Origin of the sequence: Herbiconiux sp. UC225_62 (genome assembly GCF_042694625.1) — a bacterium.
Taxonomy (GTDB): domain Bacteria; phylum Actinomycetota; class Actinomycetes; order Actinomycetales; family Microbacteriaceae; genus Herbiconiux.
Genome location: NZ_CP170551.1, coordinates 641,888 through 660,205, shown reverse-complemented (window position 1 = coordinate 660,205; position 18,318 = coordinate 641,888). Strand labels below are relative to the sequence as shown.

Genomic DNA, 18,318 nt, shown 5'->3' with positions numbered 1-18,318 from the left:
ACCCTAGTTGACGCATCCGCGGTGTCAACTTCAGTTGACAACCGACGCTCAGCCGTGGGCGAACACGCCTCAGCTGAGGGTGTTGTCGAAGTCGATGTCGCGGGTCTCCTTGCTGATGATGAGCGCGCCGAGGGTGATCAGCGCCATCAGCGACAGGTAGTTGCCGACGAGCGCGGGGCTGCCGTCGGCGGCCTGCCAGAGCGCCACCGCGATGAACGGCGCGACCGCGGCGCCGAGGATCGATGCCACGTTGTAGCTGATGGCCGATCCGGTGTACCGCACGTTGGCGGGGAAGAGCTCGGGGAGTTCGGACCCCATCGGACCGAAGGTCAGGCCCATCAGGGTGAAGCCGATGATGAGCAGGGCCATCACGCCCACGAAGCCGCCGCCGAACAGGGGCACGAAGAAGAGGCCGAAGGCGGCGATGCCGATCGTCGTCCAGATGAGGGTCATGCGTCGACCGAAGCGCTCGGCCAGCGGCCCGGCCACGAGGGTGAAGATGCCGAAGAACACGCAGCCGACCACGAGCATGATGAGGAAGTCGTTGCGGCCGTAGCCGAGCCCGGGCACGAAGGTCGACGGGTCGAAGGGCTTGCCCGCGGCATCCGCCGCCGCCTGGGCGGCCTCCACCGAGGAGGCCGTGGTGCCGAAGGTGAGCGTGAACGTGGTCATGAGGTAGAAGAGCACGTAGGTGGCCAGCATGATGAAGGTACCCAGGATGAGCGGGCGCCAGCTGGTCTTGAACACGCGCGCGAGCGGCAGCTTCGCCACTTCGCCCGCGTTCACGACCTTGGTGAAGGCCGGTGTCTCGACGAGCTTGAACCGCACGTACAGGCCGATGATGACGAGCACGGCACTCGCCAGGAACGGCACGCGCCAGCCCCAGGCGAGGAACGCGGCGGAGTCGAGGGTGGTGCTCAGCACGAGGAAGACCACGTTCGCGATGATGAAGCCGATCGGCGCCCCGAGCTGCGGGAACGTGCCGTAGACGGCGCGGCGGCCCTTCGGCGCGTTCTCCGTGGCGAGCAGCGCCGCGCCCGACCATTCGCCGCCGAGCCCGAGGCCCTGGCAGAAGCGGAAGAGCACCAGCAGCCCGGGGGCGAGGATCTCCCACCCGGGCGTGAGACCGGTGGGGAGCGCGCCGATCAGGATGGTGGCGATGCCCATCGTGAGAAGGGACGCGACGAGGGTGCGCTTGCGCCCGATCCGGTCGCCGAAGTGACCGAACAGGATCGACCCGATCGGGCGCGCCACGAACGCCACGCCGAACACGGCGAACGACTGCAGAAGCGAGATCGTGGGGTCGGCGTTCGCGAAGAAGAGTGTGGGGAACACCAGCACGGCCGCCGTGGCGTACACGTAGAAGTCGTAGAACTCGATCGAGGTTCCGATGAGGCTGGCGAGGATGACCCGGCCGCGGGTGTTCGCGGGGGCGACGGGCGGGGCGTCGAGCACGGTGGAGGACATCAAGCGCTTTCGGTCATGAGCGCGAATCGCGCAGAAATCGCCAGTTTACGCCTGCCCGTAGGATGTCGGGGTACGTCTTCAAGAAGGAGTTGCTCGTGGGCAGAGTGGTCGTCGTGGGTTCGTTGAACATCGATTCGACGGTGGAGGTGCAGCGGCACCCGCAGCCCGGCGAGACGCTCCTGGGCGGAGACCTCGTGAAGCACTTCGGCGGCAAAGGCGCGAACCAGGCCGTCGCAGCCGCTCGCGCCGGCGCCCGGGTCTCCTTCGTGGGCCGGGTCGGCGACGACGCCGACGGAGACGCCTACATCAACCGCCTGGCCGGCTACGGCATCGACACCTCGCACCTCTCGCGCACCACCGGAGTCTCCACGGGGCACGCGGCCATCGCGGTCTCGGCCGACGGCGAGAACACCATCATCGTGTCGCCGGGAGCGAACGGACGCGTGACGGTGGGTGACCTCGCGACGCTCACCGATCTCGGCCCGGGCGACGTGTTGCTCGGCTCCCTCGAGATCGACACGGATGTCGTGGCCGAGGCCGCGCGCATCGCCGCCGCCCGCGGGGCCCGCGTCATCCTGAACCTGGCTCCCTACGCCGCGCTGCCGGGAGACGTGCTCGACCTGGCCGACCCGATCGTGGTGAACGAGCACGAGAACGAGCTGCTGGCCGCCGACGGGTACACGCCGCGGTCGGTGCTCGTGACGCTCGGCTCGAAGGGCTCGCGCTGGGGCGCGCACGAGGTGCCGGCGGGCGCCGTCTCCGTGGTGGTCGACACCACGGGCGCCGGCGACTGCTTCTGCGGCACGCTCGCCGCGGGATTGGCGGCCGGGCTCAGCGAGCCCGACGCGATGCAGGCGGCCTCCGTGGCGGCTGCCGCCTCGGTCGGCTGGGTCGGCGCGCAGCCCTAGCACCCTCGGAAACCGCAAACGTCGCTGCATCCGGCCTGTATTGGGCTCGGATGCAGCGACGTTTGCGCTTTCCGACGGCTACGCCGCGCGGATGGCCCGGAGGGTGAGGGCTGTGGCGATGGCGGCTTCGGCCGCCTCGGCGCCCTTGTCCTCCTTCGAACCGGGGAGCCCCGCGCGATCGAGGCCCTCCTGCTCGTCGTTCAGGGTCAGCACGCCGAAGCCGACGGGCTTGCCGGTGAGGATGCTCACCTGCGTGAGGCCGCTGGTGGCGGCATCCGACACGTACTCGAAGTGCGGGGTTCCGCCGCGGATGATGACGCCGAGCGCCACCACCGCGTCGGCGCCGGACTCGAGCGCCGCCTTCGAGACCACCGGCAACTCGAAGCTGCCCGCCACGCGCACCTCGGTGACGGTCACGTTCGCCGCCGAGAGGGCGCGGCGGGCACCCTCCAGCAGTCCGTTCGTGATCTCCTCGTGCCAGGTGCCGGCGACGATGGTGATGTTCAGGCCGGTTCCGTCGAGATCGACGTCGAGGCTCGGGGCTCCCGCTCCGCTCATGATGCTGTGTCCTTTCGAGGTTGTCCGGGTCAGCGCACGGCCGAGGGCAGCACGTGCCCCATGCGGTCGCGCTTGGTGTCGAGGTACTTCTGGTTGAAGGTGGAGGCGCCCACCACGAGCGGGATGCGCTCGGCCACGACGATGCCGTGGGCCTCGAGCTGCCGCACCTTCTCGGGGTTGTTGGTGAGGAGGTGGATGCTCGTGGTGCCGAGGTCGTCGAGGATCGCGACCGCCGCGCCGTAGTCGCGCGCGTCGGCGGGGAGGCCGAGAGCCACGTTGGCGTCGAGGGTGTCGAGCCCGTCCTCCTGCAGGCGGTAGGCGCGGAGCTTGTTCACCAGGCCGATGCCGCGGCCTTCGTGACCGCGGAGGTACACCACGACGCCGCCGTGCTCGGCGATGAGGTCGAGCGACGCGTCGAGCTGCGGACCGCACTCGCACTTCAGCGAGCCGAACGCTTCGCCGGTGAGGCACTCGGAGTGCACGCGCACGAGCGCTCCGGGTGCGGTGGGGTCACCGGAGACGATCGCCACGTGGTCGGCGCCCGTCTCGAGGTCGCGGTAGGCGCGCATCCGCAGCAGGCCGTGCGTGGTGGGCACGCTGGTCTCGACCTCGAAGTGCACCCGGGGGGAGGCGACGGGCACGTCGTCGGGGCTCGCGGTGGCCGGCGAGCTCGAGAGGGCGGGAGCAGAGGCATCCGGCTCCAGCCCGTCCTGCTCGTTCAGCCACTCGATGAGCAGCTCGATGGTCGTCACCGGCAGCCCTTCGCGCTCGCCGGTCGCGAGCAGGTCGTCCATCAGCATGGCCGATCCGTCGTCGGCGATCATCTCGCCGATCACGCCCACCGGCGCGAGACCGGCGGCCCGCATCAGCTCCACCGCGGCTTCTGTGTGGCCCGCGCGTTCGCGCACGCCCCCGTCGACGGCGCGGACGGGCAGGATGTGCCCGGGCCGGATGAAGCTGGCCGGCGTCGAATCCGGGTCGGCCAGCAGGTTGAGCGTGCGAGCGCGGTCGTGCGCGCTGATGCCGGTGGTGACGCCGGAGGAGGCGTCGACCGTGATCGTGTAGGCGGTGCGCCGGGTGTCCTCGTTGTTGACCACCATCGGCGGCAGCGCGAGGCGGTCGGCCAGTTCGCCGGGGAGCGGCGCGCAGAGGTACCCGGAGGTGTGACGCACCATCCAGGCGATCCATTCGGGCGTCGCGAGCGCGGCCGACATGATGGCGTCGCCTTCGTTCTCGCGGTCGGCCGCGTCGGAGACGATCACGGGCTTGCCCGCGCGCAAGGCGTCGAGCACGTCGGAGATGGGGGAGAGCGTCATGAGTTGCTCCTTTCGAAGGACACCAGGCGTTGCACGTGGCGGGCCAGGATGTCGGTCTCGAGATTCACCCGGTCGCCCACGGAGAGGGCACCGAGCGTGGTGGCGGAGAGCGTCTCGGGAATGAGCGAGACCTCGAACCAGTGCGAGCCATCCGCTTCGTCGCCGATGTTCGAGACGGTCAGCGAGACTCCGGAGACCGAGATCGACCCCTTGTCGACGACGAGGGGGGCGAGGGATGCGTCGATCGAGAAGCGCAGCACGCTCCAGGCTTCGCCCGGGGTCACGCTGAGCACCTCGCCAGTGCCGTCGACGTGACCCTGCACGATGTGGCCGCCGAGACGGTCGCCGACCTGGGCGGCGCGCTCGAGGTTCACCCGGTCGCCGACGGCCAGGCTGCCGATGGTCGACATCGCGAGTGTCTGCGCCATCACGTCGGCCGTGAAGCTGTCGGCGGTCTGGTCGATGACGGTGAGGCAGACCCCGGAGACCGAGATCGAGTCGCCGTGACCGGCGTCGCTCACCGCGAGCGGGGCGCGCACCGTGATGACGGCGGCGTCGGAGGTGCGCTCGAGCGCGAGCACCTCGCCGAGTTCTTCGATGATTCCCGTGAACACCGGGTTACTCCTTCGTGGACGACGAGTCGTCCGGTCGTGCGACGATCCTGATGTCGTCGCCCAGTCGTGTGACATCTGTGACGGTGAGTCTGAGCTGCTCGCCGATGGTGCCGACTCCGAGGTCGGTCAGGGCGGTGCGCGGACCGCCGAGCAGGGTGGGGGCGAGGTAGACGAGCACCTCGTCGACCAGCCCGGCCGCGAGGAATGCGCTGGCCAGGGTGGGGCCGCCTTCGACGAACACCGAGCGCACCTCGTCGGCGTAGAGCTCCTCGAGCACGGCCGCGAGGTCGTGGGTCGCGAAGCGGCGGAGGGGCCCCGGATGACTGTGCACTCGAGCCTCGGAGGGAATCGCGCGTCGGCCGATCACCACGGGCGCGGGCTGGTGCGGCAGTAGTGCCCCGCCGGCGCGCGCGGTCAGCGCGGGGTCGTCGGCGAGGATCGTTCCCGTGCCCACGACGATTGCGTCGGCATCCGCCCGCCGGCGGTGCACGTCGGCGCGGGCGACGGGACCGGTGATCCACTGGCTCGTGCCGTCCGCCGCGGCCGCGCGGCCGTCGAGGCTCGACGCCCACTTGATGGTGACGAAGGGGCGGTGGAGGCGCATAGAGGTGAGCCAGGGGCGGATCGCTTCTTCGACGGCGGGCGCGCCCAGCCCCTCTTCCACGTCGAGGCCGGCGGCACGCATCCGCTCGGCTCCGCCGTGCGAGCGTTCGCCCGGATCGGCCACGGCGTAGACGACGCGGGCCACGCCGGCGTCGATGAGCGCCACGCTGCAGGGGCCGGTACGGCCCACGTGGTTGCAGGGCTCGAGCGTCACCACGGCGGTGGCGCCGCGCGCGAGCCCGGGATCGGCCAGGGCCGTGAGGGCGGCGACCTCCGCGTGGGCGGTTCCCGCGCCGCGGTGCCAGCCCTCGGCGAGCACCTCGCCGTCGGGGGAGAGCAGCACGCAGCCGACCTGCGGGTTCACCCCGTGCCGGGGGCCGCGGAGCGCGAGCTCGAGCGCGCGAGTCATCGCGTCGTGCTCGGTCATGCTGGCGTTCATCCGGTCCTCGTCTGCTGACGCGGCTCCGGGGGTGCGCTCGAAAGCGCCGACGGCCCCGCCATCGGCGGCACCGTCCGTGCATCCTCCCATCCGGACTTGGACAGACCTTGCGGCACTGCCATTACCGTCGGTTCTGGAATTCCACCAGATCAACCTCCACCCGGCTGCGAACAGCAGGGCTTCGGCTCGCGGACTATCACCGCCGGTTCAGAATCTCACTGACCCCGGAGCACGTTTCTTGTTTCTAGTTATACCCCAACGCCCGGGCGCGGAAATCATTCCCGCCCCATATGACGCCGTGCTTCGCTACGGCGTGCTGCGCGCGGCGGGAAGGCTGAGCGGCTCCGGCGCGCGCCCCAGCATGCTCGCCAAGCCCCACGACGTGACCTTGGCCAAGGCCTCCACCACGATGCCGGTCGACATCTTCGAGACGCCTTCTTCGCGCTCGATGAAGGTGATCGGGAACTCGCCGATCGTGCCGCCCGAGCGTTCGAACATCCAGGCCAGCTCGATCTGGAAGCAGTAGCCCTGCGAGTTGACGGTGCCGAAATCGATGGCGCGGAGCGAGTCCGCACGGAACCCGCGGTAGCCGCTGGTGAGGTCGTGCAGGTCGGACTGGAGCATGATGCGGGCGTAGGCGGTGCCCGCTCGGGAGATGAGCTTGCGGTACGCGGGCCAGTTCTTGATGACGCCGCCCGGAATCCACCGGGTGCCGATCGCCATGTCGGCGCCGTCGCGGAGGAGCGCGGTCAGACGGGGGAGTTCCTCGGGCTGGTGCGAACCGTCCGCGTCCATCTCCACCACGAAGTCGTAGTCGCGCTGCAACGCCCACCGGAAGCCGGCGGCGTACGCGGCGCCGAGTCCGTTCTTCTCGGTGCGGTGCATCACGTGGATGCGGATGTCGTCGGCGGCGAGGTCATCGGCCAGCTGGCCCGTGCCGTCGGGCGAGTTGTCGTCGACGATCAGCACCTCGGTGCCGGTCTCCGCGGCGAGGACGCGCTGCGTGACACCGGCGATCGAGCCGATCTCGTTGTAAGTCGGTATCACCACGACAGTTTTCGCCATAGTTTCCTCAATCGATCAGGTGGTGCCAAGTCTGGCGGCGCTGGAAAGCGTATCGATGCTTTCTGTTCATTTTCCCCAGTTACGCTCAGCATTCTCTTGGAAGATACGAAAAGTTCTCTTCTTTGGTTTCGTACGTCAGAAACGGTAGATCCTTCATGAGCAGTGCCCCCGTCACGAGGTCGCGCCTCCGTATTCTCGCCGTGGAGTTCATCCGCTTCGGGCTGGTCGGAGGACTCGGTTTCATCGTGGACGTGGGCGTCTTCAACCTCCTGCGAACGACGATCATGGATCCGTCGCACATGCACGAGGGTCCGGTGATCGCGAAGCTCATCTCCACCACGCTGGCGATCCTGGTCAACTGGCTGGGCAACCGGTACTGGACTTTCAAGGAGCGTCGCCGCGCCGACATGCTGCGCGAGAGCATCGAGTTCTTCGCCGTCAGCATCGTGGGCATGGGCATCGGGCTCGCCTGTCTCTGGTTCTCGCACTACGTGCTGCACTTCACGTCGCTCTGGGCCGACAACATCTCGGGGAACGTGATCGGGCTGGCGCTCGGCGCGATCTTCCGCTTCGTGCTCTACCGCGTCTGGGTGTTCGGCGAGCACCGGGTGCGGGTTCCGGATGCGCGGGTCGAGACCGCGGGGAAGACGACCTCGATCTCCTGAGGCCCGTCTGGTAGGTTCTGCATCAGTCAGCTGGCACTGACCAACTGGCAGTAACCAAGTGAACACGCCATCGAACAGCAGCGGGAGAGTCCGCCCGAGAGCCATCGGGTCGGCGCCGTAGGAGCAATTCCTCTCCGGGAAACTCTCAGGCCCATGCACCGCTGCCGTTGGGCGACTCTGGAGAGCGAATCACGGCGGCGCACCCGCGGTCGTGCTTCCACCGACGGGGCAAGCGGCGATCGCCGCGGAATCTCTCAGGTCAGGTACAGAGCGGAGAGGGACACCGTCGGCGCAACCGCGCGTCGCGGGCGAATGGAGTCCCATGACACTCAGCATCTTCGACCTCTTCTCGGTGGGCATCGGCCCGTCGAGTTCGCACACGGTCGGGCCCATGCGCGCAGCGGCATACTTCGCCTCGTCGCTCTCCGACGCGGGTCTGCTCGACCGCGTGAACGCCGTACGGATCGATCTGTACGGCTCGCTCGCCGCCACCGGCCCCGGGCACGGAACGCCCACTGCCGTGCTCCTCGGACTGGAGGGGCTTCGGCCCGAGAGCGTGACACCCGCGCAGGTCGACGAGCGTCGTGCCTCGATCGCGGCCACCGGCACGACGATGCTGGCGGGGAGGCATCCGCTCGCACTGACCGAGGATGACGTGGTCATGCATCCGCTCACGGTGCTGCCCCGGCACACCAACGCCGTCCGGCTGACGGCGTTGGACGGCGACGAATCTGCGCTGGCCTCGGAGACCTATTACTCGGTGGGCGGCGGGTTCGTCGAACGCGAGGGCGAGGACTCCGGAGCCGCTGCGGCGGCGCCGGCCGAGGTGCCGTTCCCGTTCCGCACGGCCGCAGAACTCCTCGCGCACTGTCGCCGATCGGGCCTCGGGCTGGCGGGAGTCATGCTCGCGAACGAGGTGGCGCTGACGCGCGGGAGCCACGGCGACGACGCCGAGCGCGGAGACGCGACGGACGCCGCCGCCGCGACGGTGCGCACGAGGCTCCTGGCCATTCGTGACGTGATGGACGAGTGCGTCGCCACGAGCCTCGGCCGCACGGGCGTGCTCCCCGGCGGTCTCGCGGTGCGCCGCCGCGCGCCCGAGTGGCGGGAGCGCCTGCGCGTGGAGGACCCGCACGGCGCACCCGAGTTCTGGCAGGAGTGGGTGAACCTCGTCGCGCTCGCGGTGAACGAGGAGAACGCCTCCGGCGGCCGTGTCGTGACGGCGCCCACCAACGGCGCCGCCGGGATCATCCCCGCCGTGATGCACTACGCGCGCACCTACCTGCCGCACCACCTGCCCCCGGGTGCCGAGGTTCCTGTGCCGGTCACCTCCGATGACGACGTCTGCGAGCGTTTCCTCCTCGCGGCCGCTGCGGTCGGCGTGCTCTACAAGGAGCAGGCCTCGATCTCGGGTGCCGAAGTGGGCTGCCAGGGCGAGGTGGGTTCGGCGTCCTCCATGGCGGCGGCCGGGCTCGCCGAGGTGATGGGCGGCACGCCCGAACAGGTGGAGAACGCGGCGGAGATCGCGATGGAGCACAACCTCGGGCTCACCTGCGATCCGATCGGCGGGCTGGTGCAGATCCCGTGCATCGAGCGCAACGCGATCGCCGCATCCAAAGCCATCAACGCCGCGAAGATGGCACTCTGGGGCGACGGAAGCCACCACGTGAGCCTCGACCAGGTGATCGCCACCATGCGGGAGACCGGCCGCGACATGAGCGACAAGTACAAGGAGACCGCCCTCGGAGGCCTCGCGGTCAACGTCGTGGAGTGCTGACGGGCATCCGGATGCCGCGCGCGGCGCGCACTACTGTGGAAGCGTGAGCTCGGGCGGAACGACCGACGGCGCCAGCTCGCCCCCTCCACGGCAGGCCGCCGGGACCGGGCGCTGGCGCTCGCTGGCGCGGGCCACGATGGTGCCGGTGCGCACGTTCCAGGCCAGCGCGCGCACGCCCCTGCTGCAGGTGTTGAAGACGGCGGCCGCGGCGGTCATCGCGTGGATCGCCTGCTCGTTCGTCGCCAGCGACGAGCCGCCGATCTTCGGCGCGATCGCGGCGATCATCGTGGTGCAGCCCAGCATCAACCAGTCGTTCAGCCGCGCCGTGGAGCGCTCGATCGGGGTCATCGTCGGCGTCGTGGTGGCCTACCTGGTGGCGCTGCTGTTCGGGGCGCCGAGCTGGCTCATCCTGGCCGCCATCGTCATCTCCCTGTTGGTGGGCTGGGCCCTGCGTTTCCCGCAGTCGTCGACCGTGCAGATCCCGATCAGCGCGATGCTCGTGCTGTCCGTGGGCGCGCAGACACCGGGATACGCGGTCGAGCGCATCGTGGAGACCGTGATCGGAGCGATCATCGGCGTCTTCGTCAACTGGCTGATCGTGCCGCCGCTCGCCGTGCAGCCGGCCCACGACGCGGTCGCGACGCTCGGCCGCGAGGTGGCCGCCATCATGGACAAGCTGGCGTCGGTGCTCAGCGAGCCGACCGACGAGCGCTACCGCACCCTCCTGCTGGTCGAGGCACGGCTGCTGCGGCCCATGCAGACGAAGGCGCTCGCCACGCTCGAGACCGCGGAGGACAGCCTGCGCTTCAACCCCCGTCGTTCCGCCCATCGCGACGTTCTGAAGACGGATGCCGCGTTGATGACGATGCTCGGAACCGTCATCACCCGGGTGCTCGGCATGACCCGCGCCGTGAAAGATCACTTCGACGAGGGGCTGCGCTCCGAACCCGTGGCAGTGTCGATCGCGGAGGAGCTGCGACGCGCCGCCCACGACCTCCGGCTCGTGATGGAGAACGTGGCGCTCCCGACGGGGGAGGAGGAGCGGCTGAGCAACCCGGAACCCGCCTTGACGGCGCCGATCCAGACCATCTCGCCCGATCCTTCCCACTGGATCCTGATCGGCTCCCTGCTCGAAGACCTGCGGCGGGTGCGCGAGGAGATCGTCGGCGCGGTCGACGACCTGCACTGACTCATCCGCTGAGCGGCACCCCGCCGGTCTGCACGCCCGGGTGGTCGCGCTCCAGGCTCGCGCCCTCGATGTCGACGTTCGGCAGGATGCGGTCGAGCCAGCGCGGCAGCCACCACGCCGACCGGCCCAGCAGGTGCATGAGAGCGGGCATCAGCAGCATCCGCACCACGAACGCGTCGAGCAGCACGCCGAACGCGAGCCCGAAACCGATGGACCGGATGATCGTGGACTCCGAGAAGATGAACCCGCCGAACACCGACACCATGATGAGGGCCGCCGCCGTCACCACCGAGCGGCCGGCGCGGAAGCCCTGCGCCACCGCGAGGCGGGCCGACGACCCGTGGACATAGGCCTCGCGCATCCCCGACGCGAGGAAGAGCTGGTAGTCCATGGCGAGTCCGAAGAGGATGCCCACCAGGATCACCGGCAGGAAGCTCAGGATGGGCCCGGAATTGTGCAACCCGATGAGCGCGGCACCCCAGCCGAACTGGAACACGGCGACGATGAGGCCGTAGGTGGCGAACAGCGAGAGCACGAATCCGCCGGTGGCGATGAGCGGCACGAGCAGCGAGCGGAACACCACGATCATGATGAGGAGCGACAGCCCCACCACCACGATCAGGTAGAGCGGCAGCACGTCGGCCAGCGCCTCGGAGATGTCGATGTTGATGGCGGCCTGACCCGCCACGCCCAGCACGATCGGGCCGGTGCTGCCTTCCACTGCCGCCAACCCGCGGATGTTCTGCACCAGCTGTTCGGTGCTGGCACTGTTCGGCCCCTCGTCGGGCAGCACCTGGAAGGCGAGGAGCGTGTTGTCGTCGGAGGCGGCGACGGGCGCCACCGCCGTCACATCGGGTTGACCGGCGAGAACCTGAGCCACCGCCACCTGGGCGGCGAGAAGGTCGTCGTCACTCAGCCCGTTGGGCACGCTCGCACTCACCAGCAAGGGGCCGTTGGCGCCCGCGCCGAACTCCTCGTCGACGATCTGGAACGACCGGTAGCTGGTCGACTCGGCAGGCTCGCTCGAACCGTCCGGAAGCCCGAGGCGCATCGAGAGCGCCGGGATGGCCACCACGAGCAGGGCGGCGACGGTCGCCACCACGGTCAGCACGGCGCGCAGCGTGCTCATCGGCTTGACCGTCCCGCCCGCGTGCTTCGAATGCCCGATGGAAGCGCGACTGCGCCGGCTGAGCAGGCGCTCGCCGACGCGGCCCAGGACGGCGGGCGTGAGCGTGATGGCCACCAACACGGCGACGGCCACGCACACGGCGCCGACGGTACCCATCAGGCCGAGGAACGGCACGCCTGTGACGTTGAGCGCCAGGAGCGCCACGATCACGGTGGAGCCGGCGAACACGACCGCGGTGCCGGAGGTGCCGGTCGCCAGCCCGATCGACTCGCGCACCGGGACTCCGCCCAGCAGCTGTTTGCGGTGTCGGTTCACGATGAAGAGCGAGTAGTCGATTCCCACGGCGAGCCCCAGCATCACGCCGAGCACGGGGGTGACGGATGCCATGTCGACCACTCCCGAGAACGCCAGGCTCGCGGTCACCCCGACTCCGACGCCGACGACCGCGGTGACGATGGGGAGCGCGGCGGCGATGAGCGAGCCGAGCATGACGATCAGCACGATCGCGGCGAAGACGAGGCCGACGACCTCGCCCACGCCGAAGATCTCCGGAACACCCTGAGCGATGTCGGTGCCGAAGTCGACCGTCGTGCCGTCCACCGGCGAATCCTCGAAGTGGGCGATGGTGGCCTGCTTCACCTCTTCGGACAGGTCGAGGCGCGGCTCGGTGAACGAGACGTTGACGATGGCGGTGGAGCCGTCGGCGCTGACCACGCCGATGCCGTTCGAGAGATCGAGCAGTGTCTGGCCCAGCTCGGCCTGGTCAGCCTTCGCCTCCAGCTCGGTGCGCTGGTCGTCGATGGTGGCCTGCTGTTGCTGGAGCGCGTCGGACTGTGCGGTCAGCTGAGCCTGCTGGGCGTCGAGGGCGCCGAGCTGCTCGGGGGAGGCGCCGGCCGCCTCGGCCTGCGCGCGGGCGTCCGTCAGCTGTTGCTGGGCCGCGTCGAGCTGTGCCTTCCCGTCGTCGAGCTGGGACTGGCCGGCGTCGAGCTGGCTGCGGCCGTCGGCCAGCTGCTGCTGCCCGTCGGCGAGTTGCGCGGCCTGGTCGGCCTGCTGCTGCTGGGCGTCGAAGGGATCGATGACGGAGGCGACTCCGTCGAGGTCTTCGGCGCTGGTGGCGAGCTCGGAGATCGCCTGTTTCTGGGCATCCGTGAACGCCGCCCCGTCGGTGGTCTGGTAGACCACCGTTCCGGTGCCGCCCGCGGTGTCGGGCAGCTTCTCGGCCAGCTCGTCGATGACGGCCCCCGAGGCGGTGCCCGGGATGTCGAAGCTGTTGCTGAGCGTGCCGCCGAGGGTGAGGAAGGCGGTGACGCCGAGCCCGAGGATCACGACCCAGGAGACGATGACCGCCCACCCTCGGCGCGCCGCGAAGGACCCCAACCGGTACAGCAGTGTCGCCATCTGATCTCCTCGTTCGACGCATTGATCATACGCGTCGTCTCGTCTAGAGCCTGGCGGTATCCTGAGCGCATGAACGACCATCGAGCCGGTCCCACCCGCAGCGCCGCGGCCCGGGAGTCGATCCTCGATGCCACCGCCCGTCTGTTCCGGGAGCAGGGCTACGACCACCTGACGATCGAGGGCATCGCCCGCGCGGCGGGCGTCGGCAAGCAGACCATCTACCGCTGGTGGCCATCGCGTGGTGCGCTCATCGCCGACTGCCTGATCGAGAAGCGGCTCTTCGACGTGGACTTCGACGTGCCGAACACCGGAGACCTGGTGGCGGACGTCGAGATGTGGCTGGGGCGCATCCTCACCGTCCTCGAGAATCCCGACGGCAGCGCTCTGCTGCGCTCGCTCGTCGGCGCCGCGACCGAAGACGCGGCGGTGGGCGATCAGCTGAGCGCGAGCCTCGGCGTGGAGCGCTCGCTGGCCGAGCGGTTGAGCATCGGTGTGGCCGATGGCCAGCTGCCCCCGGGCGCGCCGGTCGAGCAGGTGGGAGACGCCATCCTCGGCGCCGTCATCGTTCAGTCGCTCAGCCGCCGGAGCGACTCCGAGGAGTCGCGCCGCCTCGTGCGTTTCCTCCTCGGGTCGCCGGACTCGCGTCGCTAGACGCTGGCGTGGACGCGGCCGCGGACTCGGACTCGGCGGCTCAGCGGCGGCGGGGGAGGAACCCCACCCGGTCGTAGACCGTGGCGAGAGTGGCCTCGGCCACCTCGTTCGCGCGGTCGGCGTTGACCCCGAGGATGCGGTCCAGCTCGCCCGGGTCGTCGAGCAGCTCGAGTGTGCGCGCTCGGATCGGGGCCACCGTCTCGACGACCGCCGCGGCCAGCGCCTTCTTCAGCGTGCCGTAGCCGCCGCCGGCGAACTCCTCCACGACGTCGTCGACGGTGCGGTTCGTGAGGATGGCGAAGATCGTCAGCAGATTCGCCAGGCCCGGCTTGGTCTCGCGGTCGAAGCGCACCTCGCCGTCGGCATCCGTCACCGCCCGCATGATCTTCTTCTCGGTGACCTTCGGGTCGTCGAGCAGCCAGATCAACCCCGCGGCCGACTCCGACGACTTCGACATCTTGGCCGTGGGGTTCTGCAGGTCGTAGATCTTCGCGGTGTCTTTCAGGATGTACGGCTTCGGCACCTGGAAGGTGTCGCCGAACCGCGAGTTGAAGCGGTTGGCGAGGTCGCGGGTGAGCTCGACGTGCTGCCGCTGGTCTTCGCCCACCGGAACGTCGACCGCCTGGTAGAGCAGGATGTCGCCGGCCTGGAGGATCGGGTAGGTGAAGAGGCCGACGGAGGCCGCCTCCTGCCCCTGCTTCGACGACTTGTCTTTGAACTGCGTCATCCGTGCCGCCTCACCGAAACCGGTGATGGTGTTGAGCACCCACGCGAGTTCTGCGTGCGCCGGCACGTGCGATTGCACGAACAGCGTGGAGCGGGTGGGATCGATGCCGGCCGCGATGTACTGCGCGGTGGTGCGACGCGTGTTCGCGAGGAGGGCCGCCGGGTCTTGCGGCACGGTGATGGCGTGCAGGTCGGCGAGGAAGAAGAACGCGTCGTGCGTCTCCTGCAGGGCCTTCCAGCTGAGCAGCGCGCCGATGTAGTTGCCGAGGTGGAGCGAATCGGCGGAGGGCTGCATGCCCGAGAGCAGTCGAGGCTTGGAGGTGTCAGTCATGAGGCGCTTTTCACAGTTTCGGTAGGAACGCTGCGCCGCAGGAGCGGCGGCGCAGCAACAAAATCTACAGGTCGTAATCGACGACGACGGGAGCGTGGTCGCTCCAGCGTTCGGCGTGCGTGGCCGCGCGGTCGACGGTGTAGTTCGTGACGGCGGCGGCGAGGTCGGGCGTGGCGAGTTGGTAGTCGATGCGCCATCCGGTGTCGTTGTCGAAGGCGTGGCCGCGCTGCGACCACCAGGTGTAGGGGCCCTCGACGTCGCCCGACCATCGGCGGCCGATGTCGACCCAGCCGAGACCGGCGCCCTTGTTGTACTCCGGGTCGCCTTCGGCGCCGAGGAACTTGTCGAAGTACTCCCGCTCGGCGGGCAGGAAGCCGGCGCGCTTCACGTTGCCCTTCCAGTTCTTGATGTCGAGGGTGCGGTGACCGACGTTGAGGTCGCCCACCACGAGCGCGAGCGGGTTGTGCTCGCGGAGCATCGGCAGGTGCACCAGCATCGCGTCGAGGAACTTGTACTTCTCGTCCTGCTTCGGGGTGTCGGCGACGCCGGAGTGTACGTAGGTGGAGACCACGGTGACGAGCTTGCCGTTCCACTCGTAGTCGGCCTCGAGCCAGCGGCCCGCGCTGTCGAAGTCGTCGGGCCCGAAAGTCACCCGGTGGATGTTCGCCTTGTCGCGGCTCGCGAGCGCCACACCGGCGCGGCCCTTGGCCGTGGCCGGGTCGTGCAGGATGTTCCACTCGGGGCCGAGCAGGTTCTCGATGTCGCTCGTCTCGGCGCGCACCTCCTGCATCGCGAGGATGTCGACATCCCGGCCGTTCAGCCACTCGCCCATGCCGTTGCGGAAGGCGGCGCGCACGCCGTTCACGTTGACGGAGGCGACGCGGAGGGGCTTCTGGGGCATGGTTCTACTGTAGCGGCGGCCGCCGACACGGTCGGAGCGGGGCGACTCTCGCTGTCTCGCCGTCTCGCTGTCTCGCTGTCTCGCCGTCTCCGCGTCAGAGCTTCTTGGAGAGCTTCACCGTCTCGGCGTGGTCGAGCCGATCGAGGCGCTCGAGCTTCTTGCGGACGCGGCGGCGGGCGAGCCCGTGCGTGGTGGCGAGCTCGTTCTGCAGACGTTCCCGCTCGGCCGAGACCAAAGTGTCGCGCGCCTCCGCCACGCGCCGCTCGCGTTCGAGCTCCAGCTGCTCCGGGCTGAGCGCGCGAGGATCGAGTCCCGCGTCATCCATTCCCACCGCGATCCAGGTGGCCGAGATGAGGATGACGCGGCAGACCAGGTTGAGGAAGATCATGATCCCGATGATCACGGCGAAGGATGCCAGGAGCGGGTTCGAGGTGGCGCCGCCGAGCAGCAGGCTGCCGAGGATCTTCAGCACGCCGAGGGCGGCACCGCCGATGACGGCGCCCGCGATCAGGCGGCGCAACGGGATCTTGACACCGGACAGCACGCGGAACGCCACTCCGAGCACGAAACTGTCGAACGCGAACACGACGAGCACGCCCACCAGCCACGCCACGAAGAGGGCGATCGGGGACTCGGAGTCGATCCCCAGCAGGTCGAAGGCGAGGGAGAGACCCTGATTGCTCAGCAGGCTGACCGCCGAGGAGACCACGATCGCGAGGCCGAAACCGAGGGCGAGCCCGAAGTCCTTGAGCTTGAGGAGCACCGCATTGGTGCTGGGCGGGTCGAGTTTGAAGATGCGGCGGATGGAGTCGCGGGTCGACGCGAGCCAGCCGATGGCGGTCATCACCAATCCGATGAGGGCGATGGCGCCGGTCCAGCCCAGGATGCGCGCCTGCGAGAGCATGTCGGGATCGATGGCGCCGTTCTCGCCGATCAGGCCGGGAATCGCGTTGCTCAACTGCTGCACGACGGCATCCATCAGGGCTTGATTCGACGCGAGCACGATGCCGAAGATCGAGAAGCCCACCCAGATGCCGGCGAAGATGGCGAAGACGGCCTGGAACGACATCCCCGACGCCATGATCTCGCCGCCGCTGGAGCTGAACCGCAGGAAGACCCGCACCACGCGCAGGGCCATCACCCACGCGATGAGCTTCTGGATGCCCGTTTTGGGCTTCTCCGGCCCGTCGGCCTTTTTCTCCACGGCGATACCCGGCTTGCCGACCGCCTTGCTCTCGGTCGTCGCCCGGTCGTCGTCGACGGCCGTGTTCCCCGCCGCAGTACCCCGCTCGTCGCTCATGCCCTGAGCCTAGAACGACCCCGCCCACCCCGCCCGCCCCTATCGCTCCTCCCGCTCGCCCACCCCAACCCGCCTCGCCCGCCCCTCCGCCCCTCCCGCCAACCCCTCCGGCTCCACCTGCCCGCCCCGCCCCTCCCGCCAACCCCTCCGGCTCCACCTGCCCGCTCCGCCCCTCCTCGCTCTCCCACTCGCCGTGTCGAACTCGATGGAGATGTGGGGCGTTGTGTGATCCGGATGGACTGACGCGCCGAATGCTGCTCAGCCTCCATCGAGTCGTCACCTCGGTAGGGCCAAGGCGGCGCGGATGGCGAGCAGGCATGTGGGCCAGGCATAGAGCACCTGCGCGTAGCTGAAATGCAAGACGTGCAGTCCGCGGTGGGTGAGCTCGGCAGCCTTGCGGCGGTCGCGCTCGAAGGCATCGGCGCCATCATGGAACTCCCTCCCGTCGACCTCGACCACGACCCGATCGGCGACCAAGAAGTCGACCCGGTGGCGCCCGAACCAGACCTGGCTTCGGGGCTGGAGGCCGGCGGCGCGCATCCGCACGCGGGCGACCGACTCCGTGCCCGATTCGGCCGCGGGGTCGACGAGACGTAGGGCGCGGAGGAGCGAGGGTGATCCCGCGAACCCGGCGAGGAGATGCGCGCTCGTCACCGATCCGAGCCGCAGTGCGGAGTCCAGCACGGCGACGAGGTGCGCGCGATCGAGTTCGCTCGGCAGGTGTCGGATGGCGAGGGCCAGGGGCGCGATGCCATTCGAAGGGTGCCCGCGCCTCGGCGCCGGCTGCTTCCAATGCACCACGACGTCGTCGCGCGGCCGCCAGGGCCCGCCGTCGTCCGCGTCGCGGAGCGCGTGAGCATGCGCGTTCACACTGACATGCAGTCGGGTGTCGCCGGGCGGCACCCACACTCCCACCGCGGCGAGCGCCGAGTAGGACGTCAGCCGACCACCGAGCCGCACGGCTCGCACGACGTCCGGCCGGGCATCCGGTCGCGCGTGGTGTCCCTGGCGGATCCGGATCAGTCGTCCGGAGCGATGCAGCTCGGCGATGTCGCGCGCCGAGAGGCCGAGTGTGCGGAGTGTCGCTGTGGTGACGACTTCCGGAATGGGCGAGCGGATCGGGGGCGACATCCGTCCAGCATCCTGAAGTCCCGCTCGGGCAGGGGGCACGCGGGTGGATCTGTGGAGGAGTGAGTCCGACCACCCGAGTGTGGAGGAGAGGAGGCGCGACGGGATGGATGGAGAAAACGAGCGTTCGCACAAATGGATGGAGCCTCAGCG

16 protein-coding genes and 2 riboswitches are annotated in these 18,318 nt (G+C 69.4%); of the genes, 5 read left to right on the top strand and 11 right to left on the bottom strand.

The features are described 5' to 3' along the window. Positions 1-69 precede the first annotated feature (69 nt). A complete protein-coding gene (locus tag ACFJGU_RS03295; protein ID WP_382307618.1) occupies positions 70-1,467 on the bottom strand; it encodes an MFS transporter in 1,398 nt (465 codons plus the stop codon). A gap of 95 nt (positions 1,468-1,562) precedes the next feature. Here ACFJGU_RS03295 and ACFJGU_RS03290 point away from each other — a divergent pair, with 95 nt between their 5' ends. Further along, positions 1,563-2,375, top strand: coding sequence for a ribokinase (locus tag ACFJGU_RS03290; RefSeq protein WP_382307617.1), 813 nt, complete (start codon positions 1,563-1,565; stop codon positions 2,373-2,375). 78 nt (positions 2,376-2,453) lie between these two features. Here ACFJGU_RS03290 and ribH read toward each other — a convergent pair whose 3' ends face one another. The 5 genes from ribH to ACFJGU_RS03265 form a co-directional block, all read right to left on the bottom strand. Further along, positions 2,454-2,933: a 6,7-dimethyl-8-ribityllumazine synthase gene (gene ribH, locus ACFJGU_RS03285; protein WP_382307615.1), complete on the bottom strand. Its 480-nt coding sequence runs from the start codon at positions 2,931-2,933 to the stop codon at positions 2,454-2,456. 29 nt (positions 2,934-2,962) lie between these two features. Beyond that, a complete protein-coding gene (gene ribA, locus ACFJGU_RS03280) occupies positions 2,963-4,249 on the bottom strand; it encodes a GTP cyclohydrolase II (RefSeq protein WP_382307613.1) in 1,287 nt (428 codons plus the stop codon). Then, positions 4,246-4,863: a riboflavin synthase gene (locus ACFJGU_RS03275; protein ID WP_382307612.1), complete on the bottom strand. Its 618-nt coding sequence runs from the start codon at positions 4,861-4,863 to the stop codon at positions 4,246-4,248. Before ACFJGU_RS03275 ends, ribA begins: the two co-directional genes overlap by 4 nt. Positions 4,864-4,867: 4 nt before the next feature. Next, entirely contained in the window at positions 4,868-5,905 is a 1,038-nt protein-coding gene (gene ribD / locus ACFJGU_RS03270) for a bifunctional diaminohydroxyphosphoribosylaminopyrimidine deaminase/5-amino-6-(5-phosphoribosylamino)uracil reductase RibD (RefSeq protein ID WP_382307610.1), read from the bottom strand. A gap of 73 nt (positions 5,906-5,978) precedes the next feature. Then, positions 5,979-6,141, bottom strand: a riboswitch (FMN riboswitch). A 70-nt stretch (positions 6,142-6,211) separates the two neighbouring features. After that, on the bottom strand, positions 6,212-6,970 hold the full coding sequence (locus ACFJGU_RS03265; RefSeq protein ID WP_382307609.1) for a polyprenol monophosphomannose synthase: 759 nt from the start codon (positions 6,968-6,970) through the stop codon (positions 6,212-6,214). A 155-nt stretch (positions 6,971-7,125) separates the two neighbouring features. Between ACFJGU_RS03265 and ACFJGU_RS03260 the strand changes: the two genes are divergently transcribed. The 3 genes from ACFJGU_RS03260 to ACFJGU_RS03250 all read left to right on the top strand — a co-directional run bounded on the left by ACFJGU_RS03260 (position 7,126) and on the right by ACFJGU_RS03250 (position 10,601). After that, positions 7,126-7,635, top strand: a complete 510-nt coding sequence (locus ACFJGU_RS03260; protein ID WP_382307607.1) for a GtrA family protein — start codon at positions 7,126-7,128, stop codon at positions 7,633-7,635. Positions 7,636-7,706: 71 nt separating this feature from the next. Further along, positions 7,707-7,806: riboswitch (glycine riboswitch) on the top strand. Positions 7,807-7,957: 151 nt separating this feature from the next. Beyond that, on the top strand, positions 7,958-9,412 hold the full coding sequence (locus ACFJGU_RS03255; protein ID WP_382307606.1) for an L-serine ammonia-lyase: 1,455 nt from the start codon (positions 7,958-7,960) through the stop codon (positions 9,410-9,412). Positions 9,413-9,455: 43 nt separating this feature from the next. Then, positions 9,456-10,601: an aromatic acid exporter family protein gene (locus ACFJGU_RS03250; RefSeq protein WP_382307604.1), complete on the top strand. Its 1,146-nt coding sequence runs from the start codon at positions 9,456-9,458 to the stop codon at positions 10,599-10,601. A 1-nt stretch (position 10,602) separates the two neighbouring features. Here ACFJGU_RS03250 and ACFJGU_RS03245 read toward each other — a convergent pair whose 3' ends face one another. Beyond that, positions 10,603-13,128, bottom strand: coding sequence for an MMPL family transporter (locus ACFJGU_RS03245; protein WP_382307602.1), 2,526 nt, complete (start codon positions 13,126-13,128; stop codon positions 10,603-10,605). 69 nt (positions 13,129-13,197) lie between these two features. Between ACFJGU_RS03245 and ACFJGU_RS03240 the strand changes: the two genes are divergently transcribed. Then, positions 13,198-13,779 (top strand): TetR/AcrR family transcriptional regulator, encoded by a 582-nt coding sequence (locus ACFJGU_RS03240; protein WP_382307600.1) that lies wholly within the window; start codon positions 13,198-13,200, stop codon positions 13,777-13,779. 40 nt (positions 13,780-13,819) lie between these two features. Here the strand turns inward: ACFJGU_RS03240 and trpS are convergent, their stop codons facing one another. From trpS to ACFJGU_RS03220, 4 genes are all read right to left on the bottom strand, one after another. After that, entirely contained in the window at positions 13,820-14,836 is a 1,017-nt protein-coding gene (gene trpS / locus ACFJGU_RS03235) for a tryptophan--tRNA ligase (protein ID WP_382307598.1), read from the bottom strand. A gap of 64 nt (positions 14,837-14,900) precedes the next feature. Beyond that, positions 14,901-15,737 (bottom strand): exodeoxyribonuclease III, encoded by an 837-nt coding sequence (locus ACFJGU_RS03230; protein ID WP_382307596.1) that lies wholly within the window; start codon positions 15,735-15,737, stop codon positions 14,901-14,903. A gap of 94 nt (positions 15,738-15,831) precedes the next feature. Further along, positions 15,832-17,037 (bottom strand): YihY/virulence factor BrkB family protein, encoded by a 1,206-nt coding sequence (locus ACFJGU_RS03225; RefSeq protein ID WP_382307594.1) that lies wholly within the window; start codon positions 17,035-17,037, stop codon positions 15,832-15,834. A 276-nt stretch (positions 17,038-17,313) separates the two neighbouring features. Beyond that, the gene (locus tag ACFJGU_RS03220; RefSeq protein WP_382307593.1) at positions 17,314-18,168 is read right to left on the bottom strand and encodes a DUF559 domain-containing protein; all 855 of its coding nucleotides are present in this window, start codon (positions 18,166-18,168) and stop codon (positions 17,314-17,316) included. Between the last annotated feature and the right edge of the window lie 150 nt (positions 18,169-18,318).

Coding starts and splice junctions, on each gene's coding strand:
- ACFJGU_RS03240 (WP_382307600.1), top strand. CDS start 13,198: ATGAACGACCATCGAGCCGGTCCCACCCGCAGCGCCGCGGCCCGGGAG.
- ACFJGU_RS03225 (WP_382307594.1), bottom strand. CDS start 17,037: ATGAGCGACGAGCGGGGTACTGCGGCGGGGAACACGGCCGTCGACGAC.
- ACFJGU_RS03230 (WP_382307596.1), bottom strand. CDS start 15,737: ATGCCCCAGAAGCCCCTCCGCGTCGCCTCCGTCAACGTGAACGGCGTG.
- ACFJGU_RS03220 (WP_382307593.1), bottom strand. CDS start 18,168: ATGTCGCCCCCGATCCGCTCGCCCATTCCGGAAGTCGTCACCACAGCG.
- ACFJGU_RS03255 (WP_382307606.1), top strand. CDS start 7,958: ATGACACTCAGCATCTTCGACCTCTTCTCGGTGGGCATCGGCCCGTCG.
- ACFJGU_RS03245 (WP_382307602.1), bottom strand. CDS start 13,128: ATGGCGACACTGCTGTACCGGTTGGGGTCCTTCGCGGCGCGCCGAGGG.
- ACFJGU_RS03295 (WP_382307618.1), bottom strand. CDS start 1,467: ATGTCCTCCACCGTGCTCGACGCCCCGCCCGTCGCCCCCGCGAACACC.
- ACFJGU_RS03265 (WP_382307609.1), bottom strand. CDS start 6,970: ATGGCGAAAACTGTCGTGGTGATACCGACTTACAACGAGATCGGCTCG.
- ribD (WP_382307610.1), bottom strand. CDS start 5,905: ATGAACGCCAGCATGACCGAGCACGACGCGATGACTCGCGCGCTCGAG.
- ACFJGU_RS03260 (WP_382307607.1), top strand. CDS start 7,126: ATGAGCAGTGCCCCCGTCACGAGGTCGCGCCTCCGTATTCTCGCCGTG.
- ribA (WP_382307613.1), bottom strand. CDS start 4,249: ATGACGCTCTCCCCCATCTCCGACGTGCTCGACGCCTTGCGCGCGGGC.
- trpS (WP_382307598.1), bottom strand. CDS start 14,836: ATGACTGACACCTCCAAGCCTCGACTGCTCTCGGGCATGCAGCCCTCC.
- ribH (WP_382307615.1), bottom strand. CDS start 2,933: ATGAGCGGAGCGGGAGCCCCGAGCCTCGACGTCGATCTCGACGGAACC.